The organism is Pseudomonas sp. S1_E05, assembly GCF_056337105.1.
Window position 1 is genome coordinate 4,586,026 of sequence record NZ_JBFRHM010000001.1, and the last position, 21,053, is coordinate 4,607,078.

The 21,053-nt window shown below is 56.3% G+C and carries 11 protein-coding genes, 2 tRNA genes, 4 rRNA genes and 1 pseudogene; 10 read left to right on the forward strand and 8 right to left on the reverse strand.

Annotated elements, in window-relative coordinates; translation table 11 throughout:
- From AB4N33_RS21080 to AB4N33_RS21095, 4 genes are read left to right on the forward strand one after another with little or no spacing between them, the layout of a single operon-like run.
- A complete protein-coding gene (locus AB4N33_RS21080; protein ID WP_476458185.1) occupies positions 1-777 on the forward strand; it encodes a DUF3050 domain-containing protein in 777 nt (258 codons plus the stop codon).
- Entirely contained in the window at positions 774-1,703 is a 930-nt protein-coding gene (locus AB4N33_RS21085) for a diiron oxygenase (RefSeq protein WP_476458186.1), read from the forward strand. The genes AB4N33_RS21080 and AB4N33_RS21085 overlap by 4 nt, the downstream gene beginning before the upstream one ends.
- Positions 1,704-1,716: 13 nt before the next feature.
- The gene (locus AB4N33_RS21090) at positions 1,717-5,133 is read left to right on the forward strand and encodes an amino acid adenylation domain-containing protein (RefSeq protein WP_476458187.1); all 3,417 of its coding nucleotides are present in this window, start codon (positions 1,717-1,719) and stop codon (positions 5,131-5,133) included.
- 22 nt (positions 5,134-5,155) lie between these two features.
- Positions 5,156-5,623 (forward strand): SRPBCC family protein, encoded by a 468-nt coding sequence (locus tag AB4N33_RS21095; RefSeq protein WP_460140564.1) that lies wholly within the window; start codon positions 5,156-5,158, stop codon positions 5,621-5,623.
- Positions 5,624-5,719: 96 nt separating this feature from the next.
- Here the strand turns inward: AB4N33_RS21095 and rrf (AB4N33_RS21100) are convergent.
- The 8 genes from rrf (AB4N33_RS21100) to AB4N33_RS21135 all read right to left on the reverse strand — a co-directional run bounded on the left by rrf (AB4N33_RS21100) (position 5,720) and on the right by AB4N33_RS21135 (position 14,184).
- Positions 5,720-5,835: ribosomal RNA gene (gene rrf / locus AB4N33_RS21100) — 5S ribosomal RNA — on the reverse strand.
- A 105-nt stretch (positions 5,836-5,940) separates the two neighbouring features.
- Positions 5,941-6,056, reverse strand: a 5S ribosomal RNA gene (rrf, locus tag AB4N33_RS21105).
- 146 nt (positions 6,057-6,202) lie between these two features.
- Positions 6,203-9,096 (reverse strand): 23S ribosomal RNA (locus tag AB4N33_RS21110).
- Positions 9,097-9,333: 237 nt separating this feature from the next.
- Positions 9,334-9,409 (reverse strand) — tRNA-Ala (locus AB4N33_RS21115).
- Positions 9,410-9,419: 10 nt separating this feature from the next.
- Positions 9,420-9,496 (reverse strand) — tRNA-Ile (locus AB4N33_RS21120).
- A 125-nt stretch (positions 9,497-9,621) separates the two neighbouring features.
- Positions 9,622-11,158, reverse strand: a 16S ribosomal RNA gene (locus tag AB4N33_RS21125).
- Together the 16S, 23S and 5S rRNA genes with 2 tRNA genes alongside form the textbook arrangement of a ribosomal RNA operon.
- Before the next feature lie 611 nt (positions 11,159-11,769).
- Positions 11,770-12,990: a CaiB/BaiF CoA transferase family protein gene (locus tag AB4N33_RS21130; protein WP_460119234.1), complete on the reverse strand. Its 1,221-nt coding sequence runs from the start codon at positions 12,988-12,990 to the stop codon at positions 11,770-11,772.
- Positions 12,991-13,002: 12 nt separating this feature from the next.
- A complete protein-coding gene (locus tag AB4N33_RS21135; protein WP_476458188.1) occupies positions 13,003-14,184 on the reverse strand; it encodes an acyl-CoA dehydrogenase in 1,182 nt (393 codons plus the stop codon).
- Positions 14,185-14,341: 157 nt separating this feature from the next.
- On the opposite strand from AB4N33_RS21135, the gene AB4N33_RS21140 reads away from it, so the two are divergent.
- From AB4N33_RS21140 to AB4N33_RS21165, 6 genes and pseudogenes are all read left to right on the forward strand, one after another.
- On the forward strand, positions 14,342-15,241 hold the full coding sequence (locus tag AB4N33_RS21140) for a LysR family transcriptional regulator (RefSeq protein ID WP_476458189.1): 900 nt from the start codon (positions 14,342-14,344) through the stop codon (positions 15,239-15,241).
- A 432-nt stretch (positions 15,242-15,673) separates the two neighbouring features.
- Positions 15,674-16,795, forward strand: a complete 1,122-nt coding sequence (locus AB4N33_RS21145; RefSeq protein ID WP_460119240.1) for a Re/Si-specific NAD(P)(+) transhydrogenase subunit alpha — start codon at positions 15,674-15,676, stop codon at positions 16,793-16,795.
- A gap of 15 nt (positions 16,796-16,810) precedes the next feature.
- Positions 16,811-17,107 (forward strand): annotated as a pseudogene (locus AB4N33_RS21150) (NAD(P) transhydrogenase subunit alpha part 2); the annotation flags it as partial.
- Positions 17,108-17,132: 25 nt separating this feature from the next.
- Positions 17,133-18,566, forward strand: coding sequence for an NAD(P)(+) transhydrogenase (Re/Si-specific) subunit beta (locus tag AB4N33_RS21155; RefSeq protein WP_460119244.1), 1,434 nt, complete (start codon positions 17,133-17,135; stop codon positions 18,564-18,566).
- A 180-nt stretch (positions 18,567-18,746) separates the two neighbouring features.
- Positions 18,747-20,240, forward strand: coding sequence for an acetyl-CoA hydrolase/transferase family protein (locus AB4N33_RS21160; RefSeq protein ID WP_460140567.1), 1,494 nt, complete (start codon positions 18,747-18,749; stop codon positions 20,238-20,240).
- Positions 20,241-20,559: 319 nt separating this feature from the next.
- The gene (locus AB4N33_RS21165; RefSeq protein ID WP_368556419.1) at positions 20,560-20,775 is read left to right on the forward strand and encodes a DUF1127 domain-containing protein; all 216 of its coding nucleotides are present in this window, start codon (positions 20,560-20,562) and stop codon (positions 20,773-20,775) included.
- Positions 20,776-21,053: the final 278 nt, after the last annotated feature.

The window sequence follows — 21,053 nt, forward strand, 5'->3', positions numbered from 1 at the left end:
ATGAAATCGACTAAAGATCGTCTTGATCAGAAAAAGGCAGAATTAAGTTCGCACCCCATATTTTCTGAAATACATTCCCTTTCGGTACTTCAACGTTTCATGGAATCCCATGTGTTTGCAGTCTGGGATTTCATGTCGCTGACCAAACGCATGCAACAGGAACTGACGTGCGTCCAGTTGCCATGGCTGCCGCCATCGGATCCCCGTGCCGCGCGATTGATCAATGAAATCGTGCTTGGTGAAGAATCCGACGATCGTCCCATCCAGGGCCACTGCAGCCATTTCGAGTTGTACCTCGATGCCATGCGCGAAGTCGGTGCCAGCACTTTTACCGTAGAACGTTTCGTGGCGCTGCAACGGCAAGGCGTGAGTTATGACGTGGCGTTGCGCAGCGTAGAGGTCGACCCGGCTGTCGCGCAGTTCGTGCGCCAAACCTTGCACACTGCCCTGCACGCGCCCGCCCACAGCGTGGCGGCCGCTTTTCTGCATGGACGCGAAAGCGTGATCCCGCAGATGTTCCAGCGCATTCTCGATGATTGGGACATCGGCATGGATCAGGCGCCGACCTTCCGTTACTACCTGCAACGGCATATCGATGTCGATTCCGAAGATCACGGCCCCGCTGCGCAACAATTGTTGGCTCGGCTGGTCGATGGCGACCCACAACGCGAAGAAGACGTGTATGCCAGCGGCCTGGCCGCCGTGGAAAGCCGCATAGCGTTATGGGACGGGCTGCGCCAAAGCATGAACGAACCCCTGGCGCAGGTGAACGCATGAACGCCGCCGACTACCAATCCTTTGCCGACACCTGGGAAAGCCGCGCGACCATTCGCACCCGCCCGCGCCGCATGCTGGAGAACGACGACAGGCTGATCTACCCGCTCAGCCGCCAGCCGCTGGTGCTGAGCGAGACCTTCGGGAGCGAATGCCCGGAACAACGGGATTTCGCACTCGTACAGACGCTCTATAAGTTCATCAACGATGTGGTGATTTTCGAAACCGAGATCGTCGATAAAACCGCACGCAGCATCGCCAAGAATCGCTTCTCCGTGCCCTTCCCGTTTGCCTGTCGTTACGACGCCATGAGCGTGGTGATTGATGAGGATTATCACGCATTGGTGGCGATGGACTTCATGCAGCAGACCATTGCACTCACGGGAATCGCTCCCATCGAGTTGCCGGATGAAATCGAGCTGAGCCGGGCGATTCCAGCAGCGATCGCACTGGCACCCGAGCCTCTGCGCGCAGCCGTGGAGTTGATCTGTGTGGCCATAGCCGAGAACACCGTCACCGGCGATGTCGCGGCATTCGCCAGGGACGACAGCGTCAAGCAGTCGATCAAGGGACTGATGGCCGATCACTTGCTGGACGAGGGTCGCCATTCCGGCTTCTGGGCACAATTGGTGCGTATCTACTGGCACACGGCGAGTGAAGCTGACCGCCAATGCATCGCGCGAATCCTGCCGGTGTTCATCAGCCATTACCTGACCAACGACATCCAGAAATCCTTCGACTTGCGCCTGATCGATGCCTTGCAGATCAGCGATGCCACACGCCATGCCCTCCAGAGTGAAGTCGGCGGACTGGCCTACCCGGTCAACCGCCATCACCCGCTGGTCGCCAACATCGTGCGGTTTTTCCAAAGCAGTTCGCTGCTCGACTCACCGTGCGTTCAGACCGCCTTGAGCGAATACCTGGCTTAACGAGGAGCACATCATGAGACGTCTCGATATTTTGCTTGTTGGCCGCAGTCCGGCCTTGACCGAGCTGACGCTGGAGCTTGAACAACACGGCCATTCACTGACGCATCTTGAAGATCTGAATCAGCCAACACCGGTCTCGGTCGATCTGGTCATCGATGATGCCAGCCTGACATTCACGCACCCCGTGGATGCACTGCGGTTGACACTGAGCCTGGGGGTCGGCGCTGCGGGTGCATCAGGGCTGCCACCGCTGGACCTGCTGTGCACGCTGGGGTCGACGCTGCTCACACGAATGCCGTTAGCCGAAGAGCCTTCTGGCAACGGCCAGGCGCTACGTCTGCGAGCCATGGCAAATATCGTCGAACACGTCGCAGTGTTGGTCAGCCGTTTCTCACGAGACGCGGACTCTTTTCTCAATGCCGAACCCGCTCCTCTCTCGCCGTTCAAGCAAGTGGAAGGCCTGCTGTTTCTTGAGCGCCTCGCCTTCGTCCATCGGCTCAATGCCACTGCGGATAAGCGGTTGCAGCAACTCGCCCAAGTCCCAATGATCGAACGCCTGGAGCAGCGTTTTATCGAGTCAGCCCACCGGCCGGCGCTGTGCATCGCCGGCGCCACGCTCACTTATGGTCAGTTGCATGCTTACAGCCGGGCCATCGCTCAGAAATTGGAGCCGTTGCTCGCAGCGCATGAGGGGCCATGGGTCGTCGGTATCTGCCTGCCGAAATGCAGCGCGCTGTATGCGGGCATTCTGGCGATCCTGGGCAGCGGTGCGGTGTATCTGCCGTTGGAGCCGAGCCATCCGCTGCAACGTCAGCAATACATCCTGGAAAACGCCGGTGCTGTGTTGCTGTTGCATGACGGCAATCACCCACTCGCCGATGAGATGTCCAGTATGGACATCTGTGCGATCGACTTCGACGACGTGGTCCTCCATCAGCCGCTGATGGGCAGGCGTCCCTCGCTCGAAGCACCCTGCATGGCGCTCTACACTTCGGGCACTACCGGTCACCCCAAGGGTGTATCGCTCAGCCAGGCTAACCTGGCGCACTTCACGGCGTGGTACGCCGACTATGTGCACCTGACCGAAGACTGTCATGTGCTGCAATTCTCATCGTTGGGGTTCGACTCCTCGCTGATCGATATTTTCCCGACCCTGCTGCAAGGTGCCCGACTGGTAGTCCCCGGGGATGACCAACGCCGCGACCCTTTGCAACTGGTGGAGCTGATCCGTCGCGAGCGACTGAGCCATGCCTTTTTGCCTCCGGCGCTGCTGAGCATTCTGCCACTGGAGCAACTTTTGGGCCTCGAACACGTGATGACCGGGGGCGACGTGTGCGAACCCTGTGTCATCGAACAGCTCACGCGTCAGGGCAGCCTCTATAACCTCTATGGCCCGACTGAAGCGACGGTCTTGATCACCGCACGGCAATTACGCAGCGGCGACAGCAATCGCACCCTTGGCGCGCCGATCGCCAACAGCCAGGTACTGATTCTCGATGAAGATTTGCAACCGGTGGCCGAACACACCGTTGGCGAACTGTACATCGTCGGACCCGGCGTTTGCCTCGGCTACCTCAACAATCCAAAGCAGACCGCCGAACGATATTTGAACCTCAACCTGCCAGACGGGCAGACCCTGCGCGCCTACCGCACGGGCGACATGGCGAAGTGGACCGAAGCCGGCATCGAGCTGTGCGGGCGCCTGGACAACCAGGTGAAGATCCGCGGCTTTCGGGTCGAACCGGAAGAAATCGAACGCTGTCTGCGCGACAGTCAGCTGTATCGCCAAGTTGCAGTGGTGATCGACAGCCAGCGGCGCATTCTCGCGTTCCTCGCGCAACCTCGGGAGACGCTACCCGGAATCGCCCGCACAGCATTGATGGCCCACGCTTGCCAGTTATTGCCGGATTACATGCAACCTTGTGCCTGGACCGAATTGCCCAGCATGCCGTTTGCGAGCAATGGAAAGGTGGATCGCAAGGCACTTCTGCAAGTGCCTGTCAGCCTGAGCGATAACATCTCACGGCGGTTGCCGGCCAACTCGGATGAAGCGGTGCTGCTCGATATCTGGGCCGAGTTGCTGCAGTTGCCTGCCAGCGACATCGGCACCGATGAAAGCTTTTTCAATCTGGGGGGGCACTCGATCCTGCTGTCGCGCATGCTCCTGCGACTGCGGGAGACGTTCGGACGCAGTATTTCGATCAACCGGTTCATCGAGCTGCCGACTATCGCAAAACTGGCGACATTGGTCCGCGGTGCCGGCACGGAAGAGGTGCTGAGCGAACAGGCGCTTGACGATGCCTTTCGCCCACTTCAAGTTCAGCCCCTACCTGCCAGCCGCATGGGCGATGTGCGCAAGGTGATCGTAACGGGTGCCAACAGTTTTGTAGGCGCGCACATCGTCGAGGCATTGCTGGCCTGTGGCGTCATCGAGGTGGCTTGTCTGGTGCGCGAGGGCAACGGTCAATCTGCCCAGGAGCGCTTCATTCAGTCGTTGCGGGAAAACCGTCTGACGCATCTGGACGTGAGCCGAGTACGGGTGTACCCCGCAGACATCACGCAGCCCTCGCTGGGGCTGACACCGCAGGATTACGAGCGCCTGGACCGCGAGTTCGGCGTGCTGGTCCACAACGCCGCCAACGTCAATCACGTACTGGATTACAGCTCTCTGGCGCGGGACAACGTCGAACCGATCTTCGAGTGTCTGCGCTTGTGCGAGGGCCGCAGTAAAAAGATCTTCAATTTTGTCTCGACCCTTTCGGCGTCCAGCACCATGACTGACGATGGCCGGGTGTTGGAACTGCCTGCCGCGCGCACGCCGCCGATCTACATCAAGAACGGTTACAACCTGTCGAAATGGGTCGGCGAGCGCATTCTTGAGCGCGCGCGGGAGCGTGGGGTCCAGGTGAATGTGTATCGGCCCGGCAACATCAGCTTCAACAGCCTCACCGGTGTATGCCAACCGCATAAGAATCGTTTGATGTTGATGCTCAAGGGCTCGATACAGCTCGGCAAGGTGCCGGACCTAGCGCTGAACTTCGACCTGATGCCCGTGGATTTTCTCGCCGGGTTCATTGCCTTCCATGCCACCCGCTATTGCGCGGACAAAGCCGTATTCAACCTCCATAACCCGGAACCGCTGAGCTGGGACGATTACGTCGCGTCCTTTCGTGAAGCCGGCCAGAAGTTCTCCATGGTCAGCATCCCCGACTGGCAGCAGCAGTTGGGTCGGGTCGACAGCGACAACGCGTTGTTTGGCGTCTTGGGTTTCTACCTCAACGGCTTCGAAGAAGACATTGGCGACATCTCCATGATCAGCCATGACAACGCTCAGAACGGCGTACGGCTGATGGGCACTCACTACCCGGAAAAGTCTCCGGCGCTGCTGCGTCGAGGCTGTGACTACCTCAAGGAAATCAATTTCATCTGATTCATCCAAACGGAGCGAAACCATGAAAACCCTGCAACCCGATACCCTGATCCAAAACCCTCAAGGCTGCCACGTTGTGTCGTCTGTGGACGTCCCGGCGCAGGCCGAATCTGTCTGGGCGCTGGTCGGCGACTTTGCCGGCTTCGACCGATTCATCCCGGCGCTGTCCCACATCGAAATGACCGGAGAAGGTGTCTCTTCCCTGCGCAAGAAGTTCTTCAAGGATGGCAACCTGGTGGTCGAACAACTCAACTCGCGCAATGACCAGGAGCGGTACATGACCTGGACCACGATCTACAACACGCTGGGCGTGGGCAAGTTATGGGCTGCAATGGCAGTTGAGATGCTCGATGAAAACCAGTGCCGAGCCACGTGGACCATCATGGCCGAGCCTGCACAAGGTGGTGCGGAGGCTTTACCTGGGTTCAAGGATTTCGTGCAGGGATTTGCCGATGACGCGATGGGCAATGTGTTGAAGCGGTTCGTGTAGGGCACTGCTTCAGCACTACTGCTTCCTTCGCTGTTTACAGACCCCGAAAAAACAAAACCCCTGTTTGCGTTAGCAAACAGGGGTTTGGGAATTTAATCTTGACGATGACCTACTCTCACATGGGGAAACCCCACACTACCATCGGCGATGCATCGTTTCACTACTGAGTTCGGGATGGGATCAGGTGGTTCCAATGCTCTATGGTCGTCAAGAAATTCTGTGACCGGTCCGTTACGAATGTAGCGTGCCAGTAAAATGGGTGACTTCTACTAAAACAAAACCCCAACTGCTTTCGCAATTGGGGTTTCGGAATTTAATCTTGACGATGACCTACTCTCACATGGGGAAACCCCACACTACCATCGGCGATGCATCGTTTCACTACTGAGTTCGGGATGGGATCAGGTGGTTCCAATGCTCTATGGTCGTCAAGAAATTCTTGAGCTGACGTGTCTTTCGACATTCCAGCGAATCGGGTATGTGATGACTTTCGGTGCTTTGTGAGTCGCAAACTTTCGGTTCGTTTCGTCTTCACAACACCGCAATCTGGCCTTTCGACTCAAATTGCTTGGGTGTTATATGGTCAAGCCTCACGGGCAATTAGTATTGGTTAGCTCAACGCCTCACAGCGCTTACACACCCAACCTATCAACGTCGTAGTCTTCGACGGCCCTTCAGGGAACTCAAGGTTCCAGTGAGATCTCATCTTGAGGCAAGTTTCCCGCTTAGATGCTTTCAGCGGTTATCTTTCCCGAACATAGCTACCCGGCAATGCCACTGGCGTGACAACCGGAACACCAGAGGTTCGTCCACTCCGGTCCTCTCGTACTAGGAGCAGCCCCTCTCAAATCTCAAACGTCCACGGCAGATAGGGACCGAACTGTCTCACGACGTTCTAAACCCAGCTCGCGTACCACTTTAAATGGCGAACAGCCATACCCTTGGGACCGGCTTCAGCCCCAGGATGTGATGAGCCGACATCGAGGTGCCAAACACCGCCGTCGATATGAACTCTTGGGCGGTATCAGCCTGTTATCCCCGGAGTACCTTTTATCCGTTGAGCGATGGCCCTTCCATACAGAACCACCGGATCACTAAGACCTACTTTCGTACCTGCTCGACGTGTCTGTCTCGCAGTCAAGCGCGCTTTTGCCTTTATACTCTACGACCGATTTCCGACCGGTCTGAGCGCACCTTCGTACTCCTCCGTTACTCTTTAGGAGGAGACCGCCCCAGTCAAACTACCCACCATACACTGTCCTCGATCCGGATAACGGACCTGAGTTAGAACCTCAAAGTTGCCAGGGTGGTATTTCAAGGATGGCTCCACGCGAACTGGCGTCCACGCTTCAAAGCCTCCCACCTATCCTACACAAGCAAATTCAAAGTCCAGTGCAAAGCTATAGTAAAGGTTCACGGGGTCTTTCCGTCTAGCCGCGGATACACTGCATCTTCACAGCGATTTCAATTTCACTGAGTCTCGGGTGGAGACAGCGCCGCCATCGTTACGCCATTCGTGCAGGTCGGAACTTACCCGACAAGGAATTTCGCTACCTTAGGACCGTTATAGTTACGGCCGCCGTTTACCGGGGCTTCGATCAAGAGCTTCGCGTTAGCTAACCCCATCAATTAACCTTCCGGCACCGGGCAGGCGTCACACCCTATACGTCCACTTTCGTGTTTGCAGAGTGCTGTGTTTTTAATAAACAGTCGCAGCGGCCTGGTATCTTCGACCGGCATGGGCTTACGGAGCAAGTCCTTCACCCTCACCGGCGCACCTTCTCCCGAAGTTACGGTGCCATTTTGCCTAGTTCCTTCACCCGAGTTCTCTCAAGCGCCTTGGTATTCTCTACCCAACCACCTGTGTCGGTTTGGGGTACGGTTCCTGGTTACCTGAAGCTTAGAAGCTTTTCTTGGAAGCATGGCATCAACCACTTCGTGTTCTAAAAGAACACTCGTCATCAGCTCTCGGCCTTAGAATCCCGGATTTACCTAAGATTCCAGCCTACCACCTTAAACTTGGACAACCAACGCCAAGCTGGCCTAGCCTTCTCCGTCCCTCCATCGCAATAACCAGAAGTACAGGAATATTAACCTGTTTTCCATCGACTACGCTTTTCAGCCTCGCCTTAGGGACCGACTAACCCTGCGTCGATTAACGTTGCGCAGGAAACCTTGGTCTTTCGGCGTGGGTGTTTTTCACACCCATTGTCGTTACTCATGTCAGCATTCGCACTTCTGATACCTCCAGCAAGCTTCTCAACTCACCTTCACAGGCTTACAGAACGCTCCTCTACCGCATCATCCGAAGATGATACCCGTAGCTTCGGTGTATGGTTTGAGCCCCGTTACATCTTCCGCGCAGGCCGACTCGACTAGTGAGCTATTACGCTTTCTTTAAAGGGTGGCTGCTTCTAAGCCAACCTCCTAGCTGTCTAAGCCTTCCCACATCGTTTCCCACTTAACCATAACTTTGGGACCTTAGCTGACGGTCTGGGTTGTTTCCCTTTTCACGACGGACGTTAGCACCCGCCGTGTGTCTCCCATGCTCGGCACTTGTAGGTATTCGGAGTTTGCATCGGTTTGGTAAGTCGGGATGACCCCCTAGCCGAAACAGTGCTCTACCCCCTACAGTGATACATGAGGCGCTACCTAAATAGCTTTCGAGGAGAACCAGCTATCTCCGAGCTTGATTAGCCTTTCACTCCGATCCACAGGTCATCCGCTAACTTTTCAACGGTAGTCGGTTCGGTCCTCCAGTCAGTGTTACCTAACCTTCAACCTGCCCATGGATAGATCGCCCGGTTTCGGGTCTATACCCAGCGACTAAACGCCCTATTAAGACTCGCTTTCGCTACGCCTCCCCTATTCGGTTAAGCTCGCCACTGAATATAAGTCGCTGACCCATTATACAAAAGGTACGCAGTCACAGAACAAAGTCTGCTCCCACTGCTTGTACGCATACGGTTTCAGGATCTATTTCACTCCCCTCTCCGGGGTTCTTTTCGCCTTTCCCTCACGGTACTAGTTCACTATCGGTCAGTCAGTAGTATTTAGCCTTGGAGGATGGTCCCCCCATATTCAGACAAAGTTTCTCGTGCTCCGTCCTACTCGATTTCATGACTAAGAGACTTTCGCGTACAGGGCTATCACCCACTATGGCCGCACTTTCCAGAGCGTTCCGCTAATCTCAAAGCCACTTAAGGGCTAGTCCCCGTTCGCTCGCCACTACTAAGGGAATCTCGGTTGATTTCTTTTCCTCAGGGTACTTAGATGTTTCAGTTCCCCTGGTTCGCCTCTTAAGCCTATGTATTCAGCTTAAGATAACCATCTTATGATGGCTGGGTTCCCCCATTCAGACATCTCCGGATCAAAGTCTGTTTGCCGACTCCCCGAAGCTTTTCGCAGGCTACCACGTCTTTCATCGCCTCTGACTGCCAAGGCATCCACCGTATGCGCTTCTTCACTTGACCATATAACCCCAAGCAATCTGGTTATACTGTGAAGACGACATTCGCCGAAAATTCGCAAAACTCTTAAGAGTCACTCACAAATTTTACCTTAGCCTGATCCGTTACCAGTGAAAGTAACGTTCAGTCTATCTTTCTATCACATACCCAAATTTTTAAAGAACGATCTAATCAAAGACTAGAAATCAATATTCACAACGGAATATTCATTTCTAAACTCTAACAAGTAGAAGCAGTTAATGGTGGAGCCAAGCGGGATCGAACCGCTGACCTCCTGCGTGCAAGGCAGGCGCTCTCCCAGCTGAGCTATGGCCCCATAACAAAATTGGTGGGTCTGGGCAGATTCGAACTGCCGACCTCACCCTTATCAGGGGTGCGCTCTAACCAACTGAGCTACAGACCCAATTTTGATGCTTAGCGCAATCAAACTTGAAGCTTGCAGCTTTAAGCTTGGAGCTGCTTCTAATCGTCTTCTTCAATGAATCAAGCAATTCGTGTGGGAGCTCATGGAGCAGCTGAGTCGTCGATTAAGGAGGTGATCCAGCCGCAGGTTCCCCTACGGCTACCTTGTTACGACTTCACCCCAGTCATGAATCACACCGTGGTAACCGTCCTCCCGAAGGTTAGACTAGCTACTTCTGGTGCAACCCACTCCCATGGTGTGACGGGCGGTGTGTACAAGGCCCGGGAACGTATTCACCGCGACATTCTGATTCGCGATTACTAGCGATTCCGACTTCACGCAGTCGAGTTGCAGACTGCGATCCGGACTACGATCGGTTTTGTGGGATTAGCTCCACCTCGCGGCTTGGCAACCCTCTGTACCGACCATTGTAGCACGTGTGTAGCCCAGGCCGTAAGGGCCATGATGACTTGACGTCATCCCCACCTTCCTCCGGTTTGTCACCGGCAGTCTCCTTAGAGTGCCCACCATAACGTGCTGGTAACTAAGGACAAGGGTTGCGCTCGTTACGGGACTTAACCCAACATCTCACGACACGAGCTGACGACAGCCATGCAGCACCTGTCTCAATGCTCCCGAAGGCACCAATCCATCTCTGGAAAGTTCATTGGATGTCAAGGCCTGGTAAGGTTCTTCGCGTTGCTTCGAATTAAACCACATGCTCCACCGCTTGTGCGGGCCCCCGTCAATTCATTTGAGTTTTAACCTTGCGGCCGTACTCCCCAGGCGGTCAACTTAATGCGTTAGCTGCGCCACTAAAGACTCAAGGTCCCCAACGGCTAGTTGACATCGTTTACGGCGTGGACTACCAGGGTATCTAATCCTGTTTGCTCCCCACGCTTTCGCACCTCAGTGTCAGTATCAGTCCAGGTGGTCGCCTTCGCCACTGGTGTTCCTTCCTATATCTACGCATTTCACCGCTACACAGGAAATTCCACCACCCTCTACCATACTCTAGCTTGTCAGTTTTGAATGCAGTTCCCAGGTTGAGCCCGGGGCTTTCACATCCAACTTAACAAACCACCTACGCGCGCTTTACGCCCAGTAATTCCGATTAACGCTTGCACCCTCTGTATTACCGCGGCTGCTGGCACAGAGTTAGCCGGTGCTTATTCTGTCGGTAACGTCAAAATTGCAGAGTATTAATCTACAACCCTTCCTCCCAACTTAAAGTGCTTTACAATCCGAAGACCTTCTTCACACACGCGGCATGGCTGGATCAGGCTTTCGCCCATTGTCCAATATTCCCCACTGCTGCCTCCCGTAGGAGTCTGGACCGTGTCTCAGTTCCAGTGTGACTGATCATCCTCTCAGACCAGTTACGGATCGTCGCCTTGGTGAGCCATTACCTCACCAACTAGCTAATCCGACCTAGGCTCATCTGATAGCGCAAGGCCCGAAGGTCCCCTGCTTTCTCCCGTAGGACGTATGCGGTATTAGCGTCCGTTTCCGGACGTTATCCCCCACTACCAGGCAGATTCCTAGGCATTACTCACCCGTCCGCCGCTCTCAAGAGAAGCAAGCTTCTCTCTACCGCTCGACTTGCATGTGTTAGGCCTGCCGCCAGCGTTCAATCTGAGCCATGATCAAACTCTTCAGTTCAAACATCTTTGGGTTTTGAGAAAACCCTAAACTTGGCTCAGCAATCGTTGGTTACATCTTTGATTTCTCGCGGAGTAACTTGTGATGCTGATAATCTGTTGACTAGCAGTCTGACTCCACAAGCACCCACACGAATTGCTTGATTCAGTTGTTAAAGAGCGGTTGGTTAAGAGCTTTCGTCTCAACCGAGGCGCGCATTTTACAGCGCCTGGTGTATCTGTCAAGCGGTTATCTTAAGAAGTTTTCAAAGTTTCCTCTGCAACTTCAACCACTTGCGCTTCCGATCTCTCGTCAGCGGGAGGCGAATTCTACAGCGTTACACGCTGCTGTCAACACCTCTTTTTCACCGCTTTCGACCGAGAAGATCGAACCGCCTATCAAGCGACAACTCCCTGCCTGACCGACTCCTTCCAGGCTTCGATGATCTGAAGCTGAACACTGCCGAAAACCGCGTAACTCGTTGTTTACCAAGGAGTTTTCCGTTTCGACTGCGCCGGAAGCGGGGCGAATTATAGACTTCTGAAATCTGCCGTCAACACCTTTTTTTACATTTCTATCAATAACTTGCACAAAGCCGGAAAACCACCTGTTCCTCTATATAGAAGAACAACTCAAAGCACCCCGGCCTCCTTAAAGGACGCGACCGCATCAGCGTCCAATCCCAACACTCGCTGCAGCACTTCAAGGGTGTGCTCCCCCAGCAGCGGAGGCGCACGACGATACTCCACCGGGGTCTCGGACAAGCGGATCGGGCTCGCCACCTGTGGCACTTTCCCAGCCAACGCATGAGGCAGCTCGATCGCCAACCCACGCGACTTCACCTGGGGGTCGGCAAACACCTGAGCCAGATCATTGATCGGACCACAAGGCACACCCGCCTGCTCCAACTGTGCCACCCATTCAGCGGTGGTTTTGAAGACCGTAGCCTGGCGAATCAACGGAATCAGCACCGCCCGATTGGCCACCCGTTGCTTGTTGCTGGCAAAACGCGAGTCATCCGCCCATTGCGGCTGACCGGCGACCTCAGCAAATTTGCGGAACTGCCCATCGTTACCCACCGTCAGGATGAAATCACCATCCGCCGTAGGAAAATCCTGATAAGGCACGATGTTTGGATGCGCATTCCCCAAGCGCTTGGGCGCGTTACCTGTCGCCAGATAGTTCATTGCCTGGTTGGCCAGGCACGCCACCTGAACATCCAGCAATGCCATGTCGATATGCTGGCCGCCGCCCCCCTGATCGCGATGCGCAAGGGCGGCCAGAATCGCGACGCTCGAATAGAGTCCCGTCAGGATGTCGGTGAGCGCCACGCCCACCTTCACGGGCCCAGCCCCGTCCGCCCCCTCGGGCAGCCCCGTCAGGCTCATCAAACCGCCCAGCCCCTGGATCATGAAGTCATAACCGGCGCGCTTTGCGTAAGGACCCGTCTGACCAAACCCGGTGATCGAGCAATAGATCAGGTTCGGATTGAGCCCCTTGAGCGCTTCATAATCGAGCCCATAAGCCGCCAAACCACCGACCTTGAAATTCTCAATCAAAATGTCCGACTTGGCCGCCAGCTCGCGCACCAGCTTCTGCCCTTCAGGACGGGTGAAGTCGATGGTCACCGACTGCTTGTTGCGATTGGCCGACAGGTAATAGGCCGCCTCGCTGGTGTTCTCGCCGTAGGCATCCTTGAGGAAAGGGGGCCCCCAGGCACGCGTATCGTCACCACTGCCAGGGCGCTCGACCTTGATCACCTCGGCGCCAAGGTCCGCCAATATCTGACCAGACCAAGGCCCGGCCAGCACTCGCGATAAATCCAGTACCCGCAGATGCGAAAGCGCGCCCATGGCCTTCTCCTATTAATAGAACGCTTGAAGGCCGGTTTGCGCACGACCGAGGATCAGCGCGTGGACGTCATGCGTACCTTCATAAGTGTTCACCACCTCCAGGTTCACCAGGTGACGGGCCACGCCGAACTCATCCGAGATACCGTTGCCACCCAGCATGTCACGCGCCATCCGGGCGATGTCCAGGGACTTGCCGCAGGAGTTGCGCTTCATCATCGAAGTGATTTCGACCGCGGCCGTACCTTCATCCTTCATACGCCCCAAACGCAGGCAACCCTGCAGCGCCATGGTGATTTCGGTCTGCATGTCAGCCAGCTTCTTCTGAATCAGCTGAGTAGCGGCCAATGGGCGACCGAACTGCTGACGGTCCAATGTGTATTGGCGAGCGGTGTGCCAGCAGAACTCGGCAGCCCCCAGTGCGCCCCAGGAAATACCGTAGCGTGCGGAGTTGAGGCAGGTAAAAGGCCCCTTCAAGCCGCGGACGTCAGGGAAGATGTTCTCTTCAGGGACGAATACGTTGTCCATGACGATCTCGCCGGTGATGGACGCGCGCAGGCCAACCTTGCCGTGAATTGCCGGAGCACTCAGGCCTTTCCAGCCCTTTTCCAGGACAAAACCACGGATATCACCTGCATCGTCCTTGGCCCAGACCACAAACACATCGGCGATCGGGCTGTTGGTGATCCACATCTTGCTGCCGGTCAGGCTGTAGCCGCCGTCCACTTTGCGTGCACGGGTAATCATCGCACCCGGGTCGGAACCGTAGTTGGGCTCGGTAAGACCAAAGCAACCGATCCATTCACCCGACGCCAGTTTCGGCAGGTACTTCTGCTTTTGCGCTTCAGTGCCAAACTCATTGATCGGCACCATTACCAGCGACGACTGCACACTCATCATCGAGCGGTAACCCGAATCAACGCGTTCGACTTCACGGGCAATCAGTCCGTAGCTGACATAGTTCAGGCCACTGCCGCCGTACTGCTCGGGGATGGTTGCTCCCAGGAGACCCACCTCGCCCATCTCGAGAAAAATCGCCGGGTCAGTCTTCTCATGACGGAAAGCCTCGAGAACACGCGGCGCGAGCTTCTGCTGCGCGAACTGCTCAGCGGTGTCGCGAATCATGCGCTCTTCTTCAGTGAGCTGTTGATCCAGCAGCAGCGGATCGATCCAGTTGAAGCTGACTTTACTGCCCATGAGTGTGTCCTCTCGAATCAGGTCAAATAACGTGGACTGATCCTAGGCGCGGTTCAGCCCGTTCGCAAACGAGGATTTTGCATACTGTTGTGCTAATTTCTCACTCCGAAATATCGTATAACCGCCTTTATGAGACGTATTAGTGAGATAGACGTACATGCGCAGAAAAATCCCCAGCACCGCAGCGCTGATAAGCTTCGAAGCAGCGGCACGCCATGAGAGCTTTACCAAAGCGGCACAGGAGCTTTCACTCACTCAGGGAGCAATTTGCCGACAGGTCGCCAGTCTGGAAGACTTCCTTGGCGTGGAACTGTTCCGACGCTCCCGGCGCGGAGTCAAACTGACGGAGGCCGGTCTTTCCTACAGCCGCAGGGTCGCAACCCAATTGGATGCCGTCGAGCGCGACACTTTGTCCGTGATGGGGCAGCAAGGCACCAATGTGATTGAGCTGGCCGTCGTGCCAACCTTCGGCACCCAATGGTTGCTGCCAAGGCTCAAGGACTTCCAGCAAAAGCATCCGGAGGTAACGGTCAATCTCACTAACCGCACCCGCCCGTTCCTGTTTGCCGACACCGAGTTCGATGCAGCGATCTACTTTGGCGATGCCGACTGGTCGGGTACCGAATCCCACAGACTGATGGGTGAAAACCCGATGCCGGTCTGCAGCCCCCGCCTGCTGGGAAACAGAGCTGGCCTGACTGTCGCTGAAATAGCCGAGCTGCCCCTGCTGCAACAGACCACTCGACCATACGCCTGGCGCCAATGGTTCAACTCGCAGAACGTCAATGTCCCGCGCGACATGACAGGGCCACGCTACGAGCTATTCTCCATGCTGGCCCAGGCCGCCATGCATGACATGGGAATAGCCTTGATCCCGCCGTTCCTGATTCAGCGCGAGCTGGCGGAGAAACGGTTGGTGATTGCCAATGGACAGTCGCTGCCCAGCATCAAGGCGTATTACTTGATGATTCCTGATCGAAAAGTCGAATCTGCGTCATTGAGGGCATTTCGCGACTGGCTGGTACACCAGGCACAAAGCTACAACCTAGAAGGATAAAGGGCCTCACACGCAATTGACTTCGTAGTCAGAAATCTAAAAGCCCTACAGATATAAGTATTTGTCGCATATGCGCAGACTGTATCGCAATCAGTACAAACGTCCCACAAGCGCCATAAAACGTGGCCTTGAGCCTCTATCACCAGTCAATGTCGGCTCATTCACCTAGCCAATGAGTAAATTTCTCATTATGGCCAGAATCCTTAAAAGGCATGGCCTGTAAGGGATAGAGCCGGCGTGTTGCGACATTCGGTCACAGGGTGACTTGTAGTTAATTTTCCGTCACGCGTCATAATCCCTTGAAGGGCACATAGTTCGCCTGCAAAATGCCGCGCCCCGTCCTGATTTGGCGGGATCGTGCTGATCGGCCGCCCCAGCCGCACCATCCGAAGTGCCTGGGTTTACTCAATAAGATCACGCAGGAGATTTGACGTGCACATTGGTGTTCCTCTCGAAACCCAGACGGGTGAAACACGGGTTGCTGCAACCCCGGAAACCATCAAGAAGCTGATCAGCCAGGGCCACAAGGTCACGGTTCAAAGCGGCGCCGGCGTGAACGCCAGCGTTGTCGACAGTGCTTATGAAGCCGCAGGCGCAACCATCGGCGATGCCAACGATGCTTTCGGTGCCGAGCTGATTCTCAAGGTCGTCGCCCCCAGCGATAGCGAACTCGCCCTTATCAAGAGCGGCTCAGTCGTGGTGGGCATGCTCAACCCGTTCAGCAATGAAACCATCGCCAAACTGGCTGGGTGCGGCATTACCGCCTTCGCACTCGAAGCCGCTCCGCGCACCTCCCGCGCCCAGAGCCTGGATGTGCTGTCCTCCCAAGCCAACATTGCCGGCTATAAAGCTGTATTGCTGGCGGCTCACTATTACCCACGCTTCATGCCAATGCTGATGACAGCCGCGGGTACCGTGAAAGCGGCGCGTGTGCTGATTCTCGGCGCCGGCGTGGCAGGCCTGCAGGCCATCGCGACGGCGAAACGCCTGGGTGCGGTGATCGAAGCATCCGACGTACGCCCGGCGGTCAAGGAACAGATCGAATCCCTCGGCGCCAAGTTCGTCGACGTGCCTTACGAAACCGATGAAGAGCGTGAGTGCGCCGTGGGTGTCGGTGGTTACGCACGCCCGATGCCGGCGAGCTGGATGCAGCGCCAGGCCCAAGCCGTGCACGAGCGCGCCAAGCAGGCCGACATTGTCATTACCACCGCGTTGATCCCGGGCCGTAAGGCGCCGACGCTGCTCAGCGCGGACACCGTGGCGCAGATGAAACCGGGGTCGGTCGTCATCGACCTCGCGGCCGCCCAGGGTGGTAACTGTCCGCTGACCGTGGCCGACCAGGTCGTAGTGGCGCATGGCGTGACCATTTGCGGTCCGACCAACCTCGCCGGTGAAGTCGCGGCAGACGCTTCGGCCCTGTATGCCCGCAACCTGCTGGACTTCCTCAAGCTGGTCTTCACCAAGGAAGGCCAGTTCGAGATCAACCTCGAAGACGACATCGTCGCCGCGTGCCTGATGTGCCGCGACGGCCAAGTCATCCGCAAAAACGCCTAAGCAGGGATTCAGACGATGGAAGAGCTTATCTCCCCCGGTATCTACAACCTGATCATCTTCGTGCTGGCGATTTATGTCGGTTATCACGTGGTCTGGAACGTTACGCCTGCGCTGCACACGCCGCTGATGGCTGTCACCAACGCAATCTCGGCGATTGTGATCGTCGGCGCCATGCTCGCCGCAGCACTGACCGTTACGCCATTGGGCAAGACCATGGGCACCCTGGCGGTGGCCCTGGCAGCAGTGAACGTGTTTGGTGGCTTTCTGGTCACCCGCAGAATGCTTGAGATGTTCAAGAAAAAGCCCCGAAAGCCCCGAAAGAAGAGGCGCCGAAGTAATGAGCATGAACCTCGTAACGACGCTCTACTTGATCGCGTCGATCTGCTTCATCCAGGCCCTCAAAGGCCTGTCGCATCCGACCACGTCGCGGCGCGGCAACCTGTTCGGCATGCTCGGCATGGCGCTGGCCATCCTGACCACGGTCGGCCTCATCTACAAGCTGGGCGCAGAGCTGGCTACGGCCGGCATCGGCTACGTCATCGTCGGCCTGCTGATCGGCGGCACTGCCGGCTCGATCATGGCCAAGCGCGTTGAAATGACCAAGATGCCGGAGCTGGTGGCGTTCATGCACAGCATGATTGGCCTGGCAGCGGTGTTCATCGCCATTGCCGCCGTCGTCGAGCCGCAATCGCTGGGCATCGTCAAGCAACTGGGCGACTCGATTCCGGCCGGTAACCGTCTGGAGCTGTTCCTGGGCGCGGCGATCGGTGCAATCACCTTCTCGGGCTCCGTGATCGCCTTCGGCAAGTTGTCGGGCAAGTACAAGTTCCGCCTGTTTCAGGGCGCACCGGTACAGTTCGGCGGCCAGCACAAGCTGAACCTGCTGCTGGGTCTTGCAACGCTGGCCCTGGGCATCACCTTCATGTTGACTGGCAACCTCGGTGCCTTCGCCCTGATGCTTGTCCTGGCCTTCGTGATGGGCGTGTTGATCATCATCCCGATTGGCGGCGCCGACATGCCAGTGGTGGTGTCGATGCTCAACAGCTACTCGGGCTGGGCAGCGGCGGGGATCGGTTTCTCGCTGAACAACTCGATGCTGATCATCGCCGGCTCGCTGGTAGGCTCCAGCGGTGCGATTCTTTCGTACATCATGTGTAAGGCAATGAACCGCTCCTTCTTCAATGTGTTGCTGGGTGGTTTCGGCAATACCGCCGACGCAGGTCCTGCCGGCGCCAAGGAAGAACGGCCGGTGAAATCTGGCTCGGCAGACGATGCAACCTTCCTGCTGACCAACGCCGACACCGTCATCATCGTCCCTGGCTACGGCCTGGCGGTAGCACGTGCCCAGCACGCATTGAAGGAACTGACCGAGAAGCTGACCCACCACGGCGTGACCGTGAAGTACGCGATCCACCCGGTCGCCGGTCGGATGCCCGGCCACATGAACGTGCTGCTGGCTGAGGCTGAAGTGCCTTACGACCAGGTGTTCGAGATGGAAGACATCAACTCCGAGTTCGGTCAGGCCGACGTGGTGCTGGTGCTGGGGGCCAACGACGTGGTCAACCCGGCGGCCAAGAACGATCCAAAATCGCCGATTGCCGGCATGCCGATCCTCGAAGCGTTCAAGGCCAAGACCGTCATCGTCAACAAGCGTTCGATGGCCAGCGGTTACGCCGGCCTGGACAACGAACTGTTCTACCTCGACAAGACCATGATGGTGTTTGGCGACGCCAAGAAAGTCATCGAGGACATGGTCAAAGCCGTGGACTAAAACTTGTTCCAGCGCAATACCAAAAACCTCAGCCTTTAGTAGGCTGGGGTTTTTTATTAGCCGTCAAAAACCGACCAAAGGCTCTAAATCGCACGTCTGCATTCGACCATGGTCGCGCGAGGATTTTTTTCCAAATCACTAGACTGCACACCTTGCTTTCGTTGCCCGAGATAACAATCCATGTACCGTGAACGTATTCGCTTGCCTTCGTTGTTGGAAAAGGTAATGAGCGCAGAAAACGCTGCTGCTCTGATTGAGGACGGCATGACCGTCGGCATGAGTGGCTTCACTCGAGCCGGCGAAGCCAAGGCCGTGCCCCATGCATTGGCCGAGCGCGCCAAAGTCTCACCCCTCAAGATCACGCTGATGACCGGCGCGAGCTTGGGCAACGACCTCGACAAGCAGCTCACCGAAGCCGGCGTCCTTTCGCGACGCATGCCGTTTCAAGTCGACAGCACACTGCGCAAGGCAATCAACGCTGGTCAAGTCATGTTCATCGACCAGCACCTGTCGGAAACCGTCGAGCAACTGCGCAACCAGCAGCTCAAACTGCCAGATATCGCCGTGATTGAGGCCGTAGCGATTACCGAGCAAGGCCACATCGTGCCGACCACCTCCGTGGGTAACTCGGCTAGCTTCGCGATTTTCGCCAAACAGGTGATCGTCGAGATCAACCTCGCGCACAACCCGAATCTGGAAGGTTTGCACGATATCTACATCCCGACCTACCGCCCGACGCGCACGCCGATTCCGCTGACCAAGGTCGACGATCGCATTGGCAGCACCGCCATTCCAATCCCGCCGGAAAAAATCGTCGCCATCGTCATCACCGACCAGGCGGATTCGCCTTCGACCGTAACGCCCCCCGACGCCGACACTCAATCCATTGCCGACCACCTGATCGGCTTCCTCAAACAGGAAGTGGCGGCCGGCCGCATGAGCAACAAGCTCGGCCCGTTGCAGGCCGGCATTGGTAACATTGCCAACGCGGTGATGTGCGGCCTGATCGACTCGCCGTTCGAAGACCTGACCATGTACTCCGAAGTACTGCAGGACTCGACCTTCGACCTAATCGACGCCGGGAAGCTGAGTTTTGCCTCGGGCAGCTCGATCACCTTGTCCAGCCGTCGCAACAGTGACGTGTTCGGTAACCTCGAGCGTTACAAGGACAAACTGGTCCTGCGCCCGCAGGAAATCTCCAACCACCCGGAAGTGGTGCGCCGTCTCGGCATCATCGGCATCAACACGGCGCTGGAGTTCGATATTTACGGCAACGTCAACTCCACCCACGTGTGTGGTACGCGGATGATGAACGGCATTGGCGGTTCAGGTGACTTCGCCCGTAACGCTCACCTCGCGATCTTCGTGACCAAATCGATTGCCAAGGGCGGCGCCATTTCCAGCGTGGTGCCGATGGTCAGCCACGTCGACCATACAGAACACGATGTCGACATCCTCGTCACCGAAATCGGCCTGGCTGACTTGCGTGGCCTGGCGCCGCGGGAGCGGGCGCGGGTGATCATTGATAATTGCGTGCACCCGGACTACCGCCCCGCCTTGAACGACTACTTCACCGCGGCTTGCGCACTCGGGGGCCACACCCCGCACATCCTGCGCGATGCCCTGAGCTGGCACATCAACCTGGAAGAAACCGGGAAGATGCTCGCCCAGTAACGTGTACAGATAGCAGCTGACGCAAACACAGTTTCGTCAGCTGTCTATTGCACGGCACCAATCTGCTTAAAACTGTACTACTGTACCGGCGATTTCCTACCCTATTTTCCTACCATGCTTGCCTAAAAGCGCAAAAACGCACTAAATAAGTGCAGACAGGTACAGTTGCCTCAAATTGGACCAGTACACCACCTTTAAACAGTTAACTGGTCTCTCACATTACAGGTGAACTGTATCTAGAGAGACTGGCCAAACAAGAGGATCATTGGCATCAGTTAAACCACTACCTAATCCCGCCACAAGCGGAAGGATGTCAATCATGGAACGTACACTCAGTTCCGAGCTGTTCTTCGAAGATACTGCTGCAAAGACCCAGGCTTCCCTGCCTCTTCGTGTTATCGCCAACCTGATGTTGTGGCAGCGTCGTATCGCCAGCCGCCATCAACTGGCTCGTTTGGATTCGCGTCTGCTGGCCGATGCCGGGATTAGCGAAGCACAACGCTACGAAGAACTGGCCAAGCCGTTCTGGCGCTAATTTAGCGTCGCTGGCTCTGACCCAAGGGTCACCCGCCAGCCCCCGAATTGAACAAGCAAAACCCGTCGTGGGAAACCACGACGGGTTTTGTCGTTTCGGGTGCTGTGAAAACCCAAAATAGCGGATACGCACGAAACAGGTACAGTTTGTTAAGATCATCTACTGAACCAGTACAATTGCAGCTTGCCGCGTCTGACAACGGCCATCGCCTTCACTCGTATTGACGTGCGGCACTGGCAATCCATGATGGCGTTTAACACAAGGGCTGTGCGAATCGA

Coding starts and splice junctions, on each gene's coding strand:
- AB4N33_RS21080 (WP_476458185.1), top strand. CDS start 1: ATGAAATCGACTAAAGATCGTCTTGATCAGAAAAAGGCAGAATTAAGT.
- AB4N33_RS21085 (WP_476458186.1), top strand. CDS start 774: ATGAACGCCGCCGACTACCAATCCTTTGCCGACACCTGGGAAAGCCGC.
- AB4N33_RS21090 (WP_476458187.1), top strand. CDS start 1,717: ATGAGACGTCTCGATATTTTGCTTGTTGGCCGCAGTCCGGCCTTGACC.
- AB4N33_RS21095 (WP_460140564.1), top strand. CDS start 5,156: ATGAAAACCCTGCAACCCGATACCCTGATCCAAAACCCTCAAGGCTGC.
- AB4N33_RS21130 (WP_460119234.1), bottom strand. CDS start 12,990: ATGGGCGCGCTTTCGCATCTGCGGGTACTGGATTTATCGCGAGTGCTG.
- AB4N33_RS21135 (WP_476458188.1), bottom strand. CDS start 14,184: ATGGGCAGTAAAGTCAGCTTCAACTGGATCGATCCGCTGCTGCTGGAT.
- AB4N33_RS21140 (WP_476458189.1), top strand. CDS start 14,342: ATGCGCAGAAAAATCCCCAGCACCGCAGCGCTGATAAGCTTCGAAGCA.
- AB4N33_RS21155 (WP_460119244.1), top strand. CDS start 17,133: ATGAGCATGAACCTCGTAACGACGCTCTACTTGATCGCGTCGATCTGC.
- AB4N33_RS21160 (WP_460140567.1), top strand. CDS start 18,747: ATGTACCGTGAACGTATTCGCTTGCCTTCGTTGTTGGAAAAGGTAATG.
- AB4N33_RS21165 (WP_368556419.1), top strand. CDS start 20,560: ATGGAACGTACACTCAGTTCCGAGCTGTTCTTCGAAGATACTGCTGCA.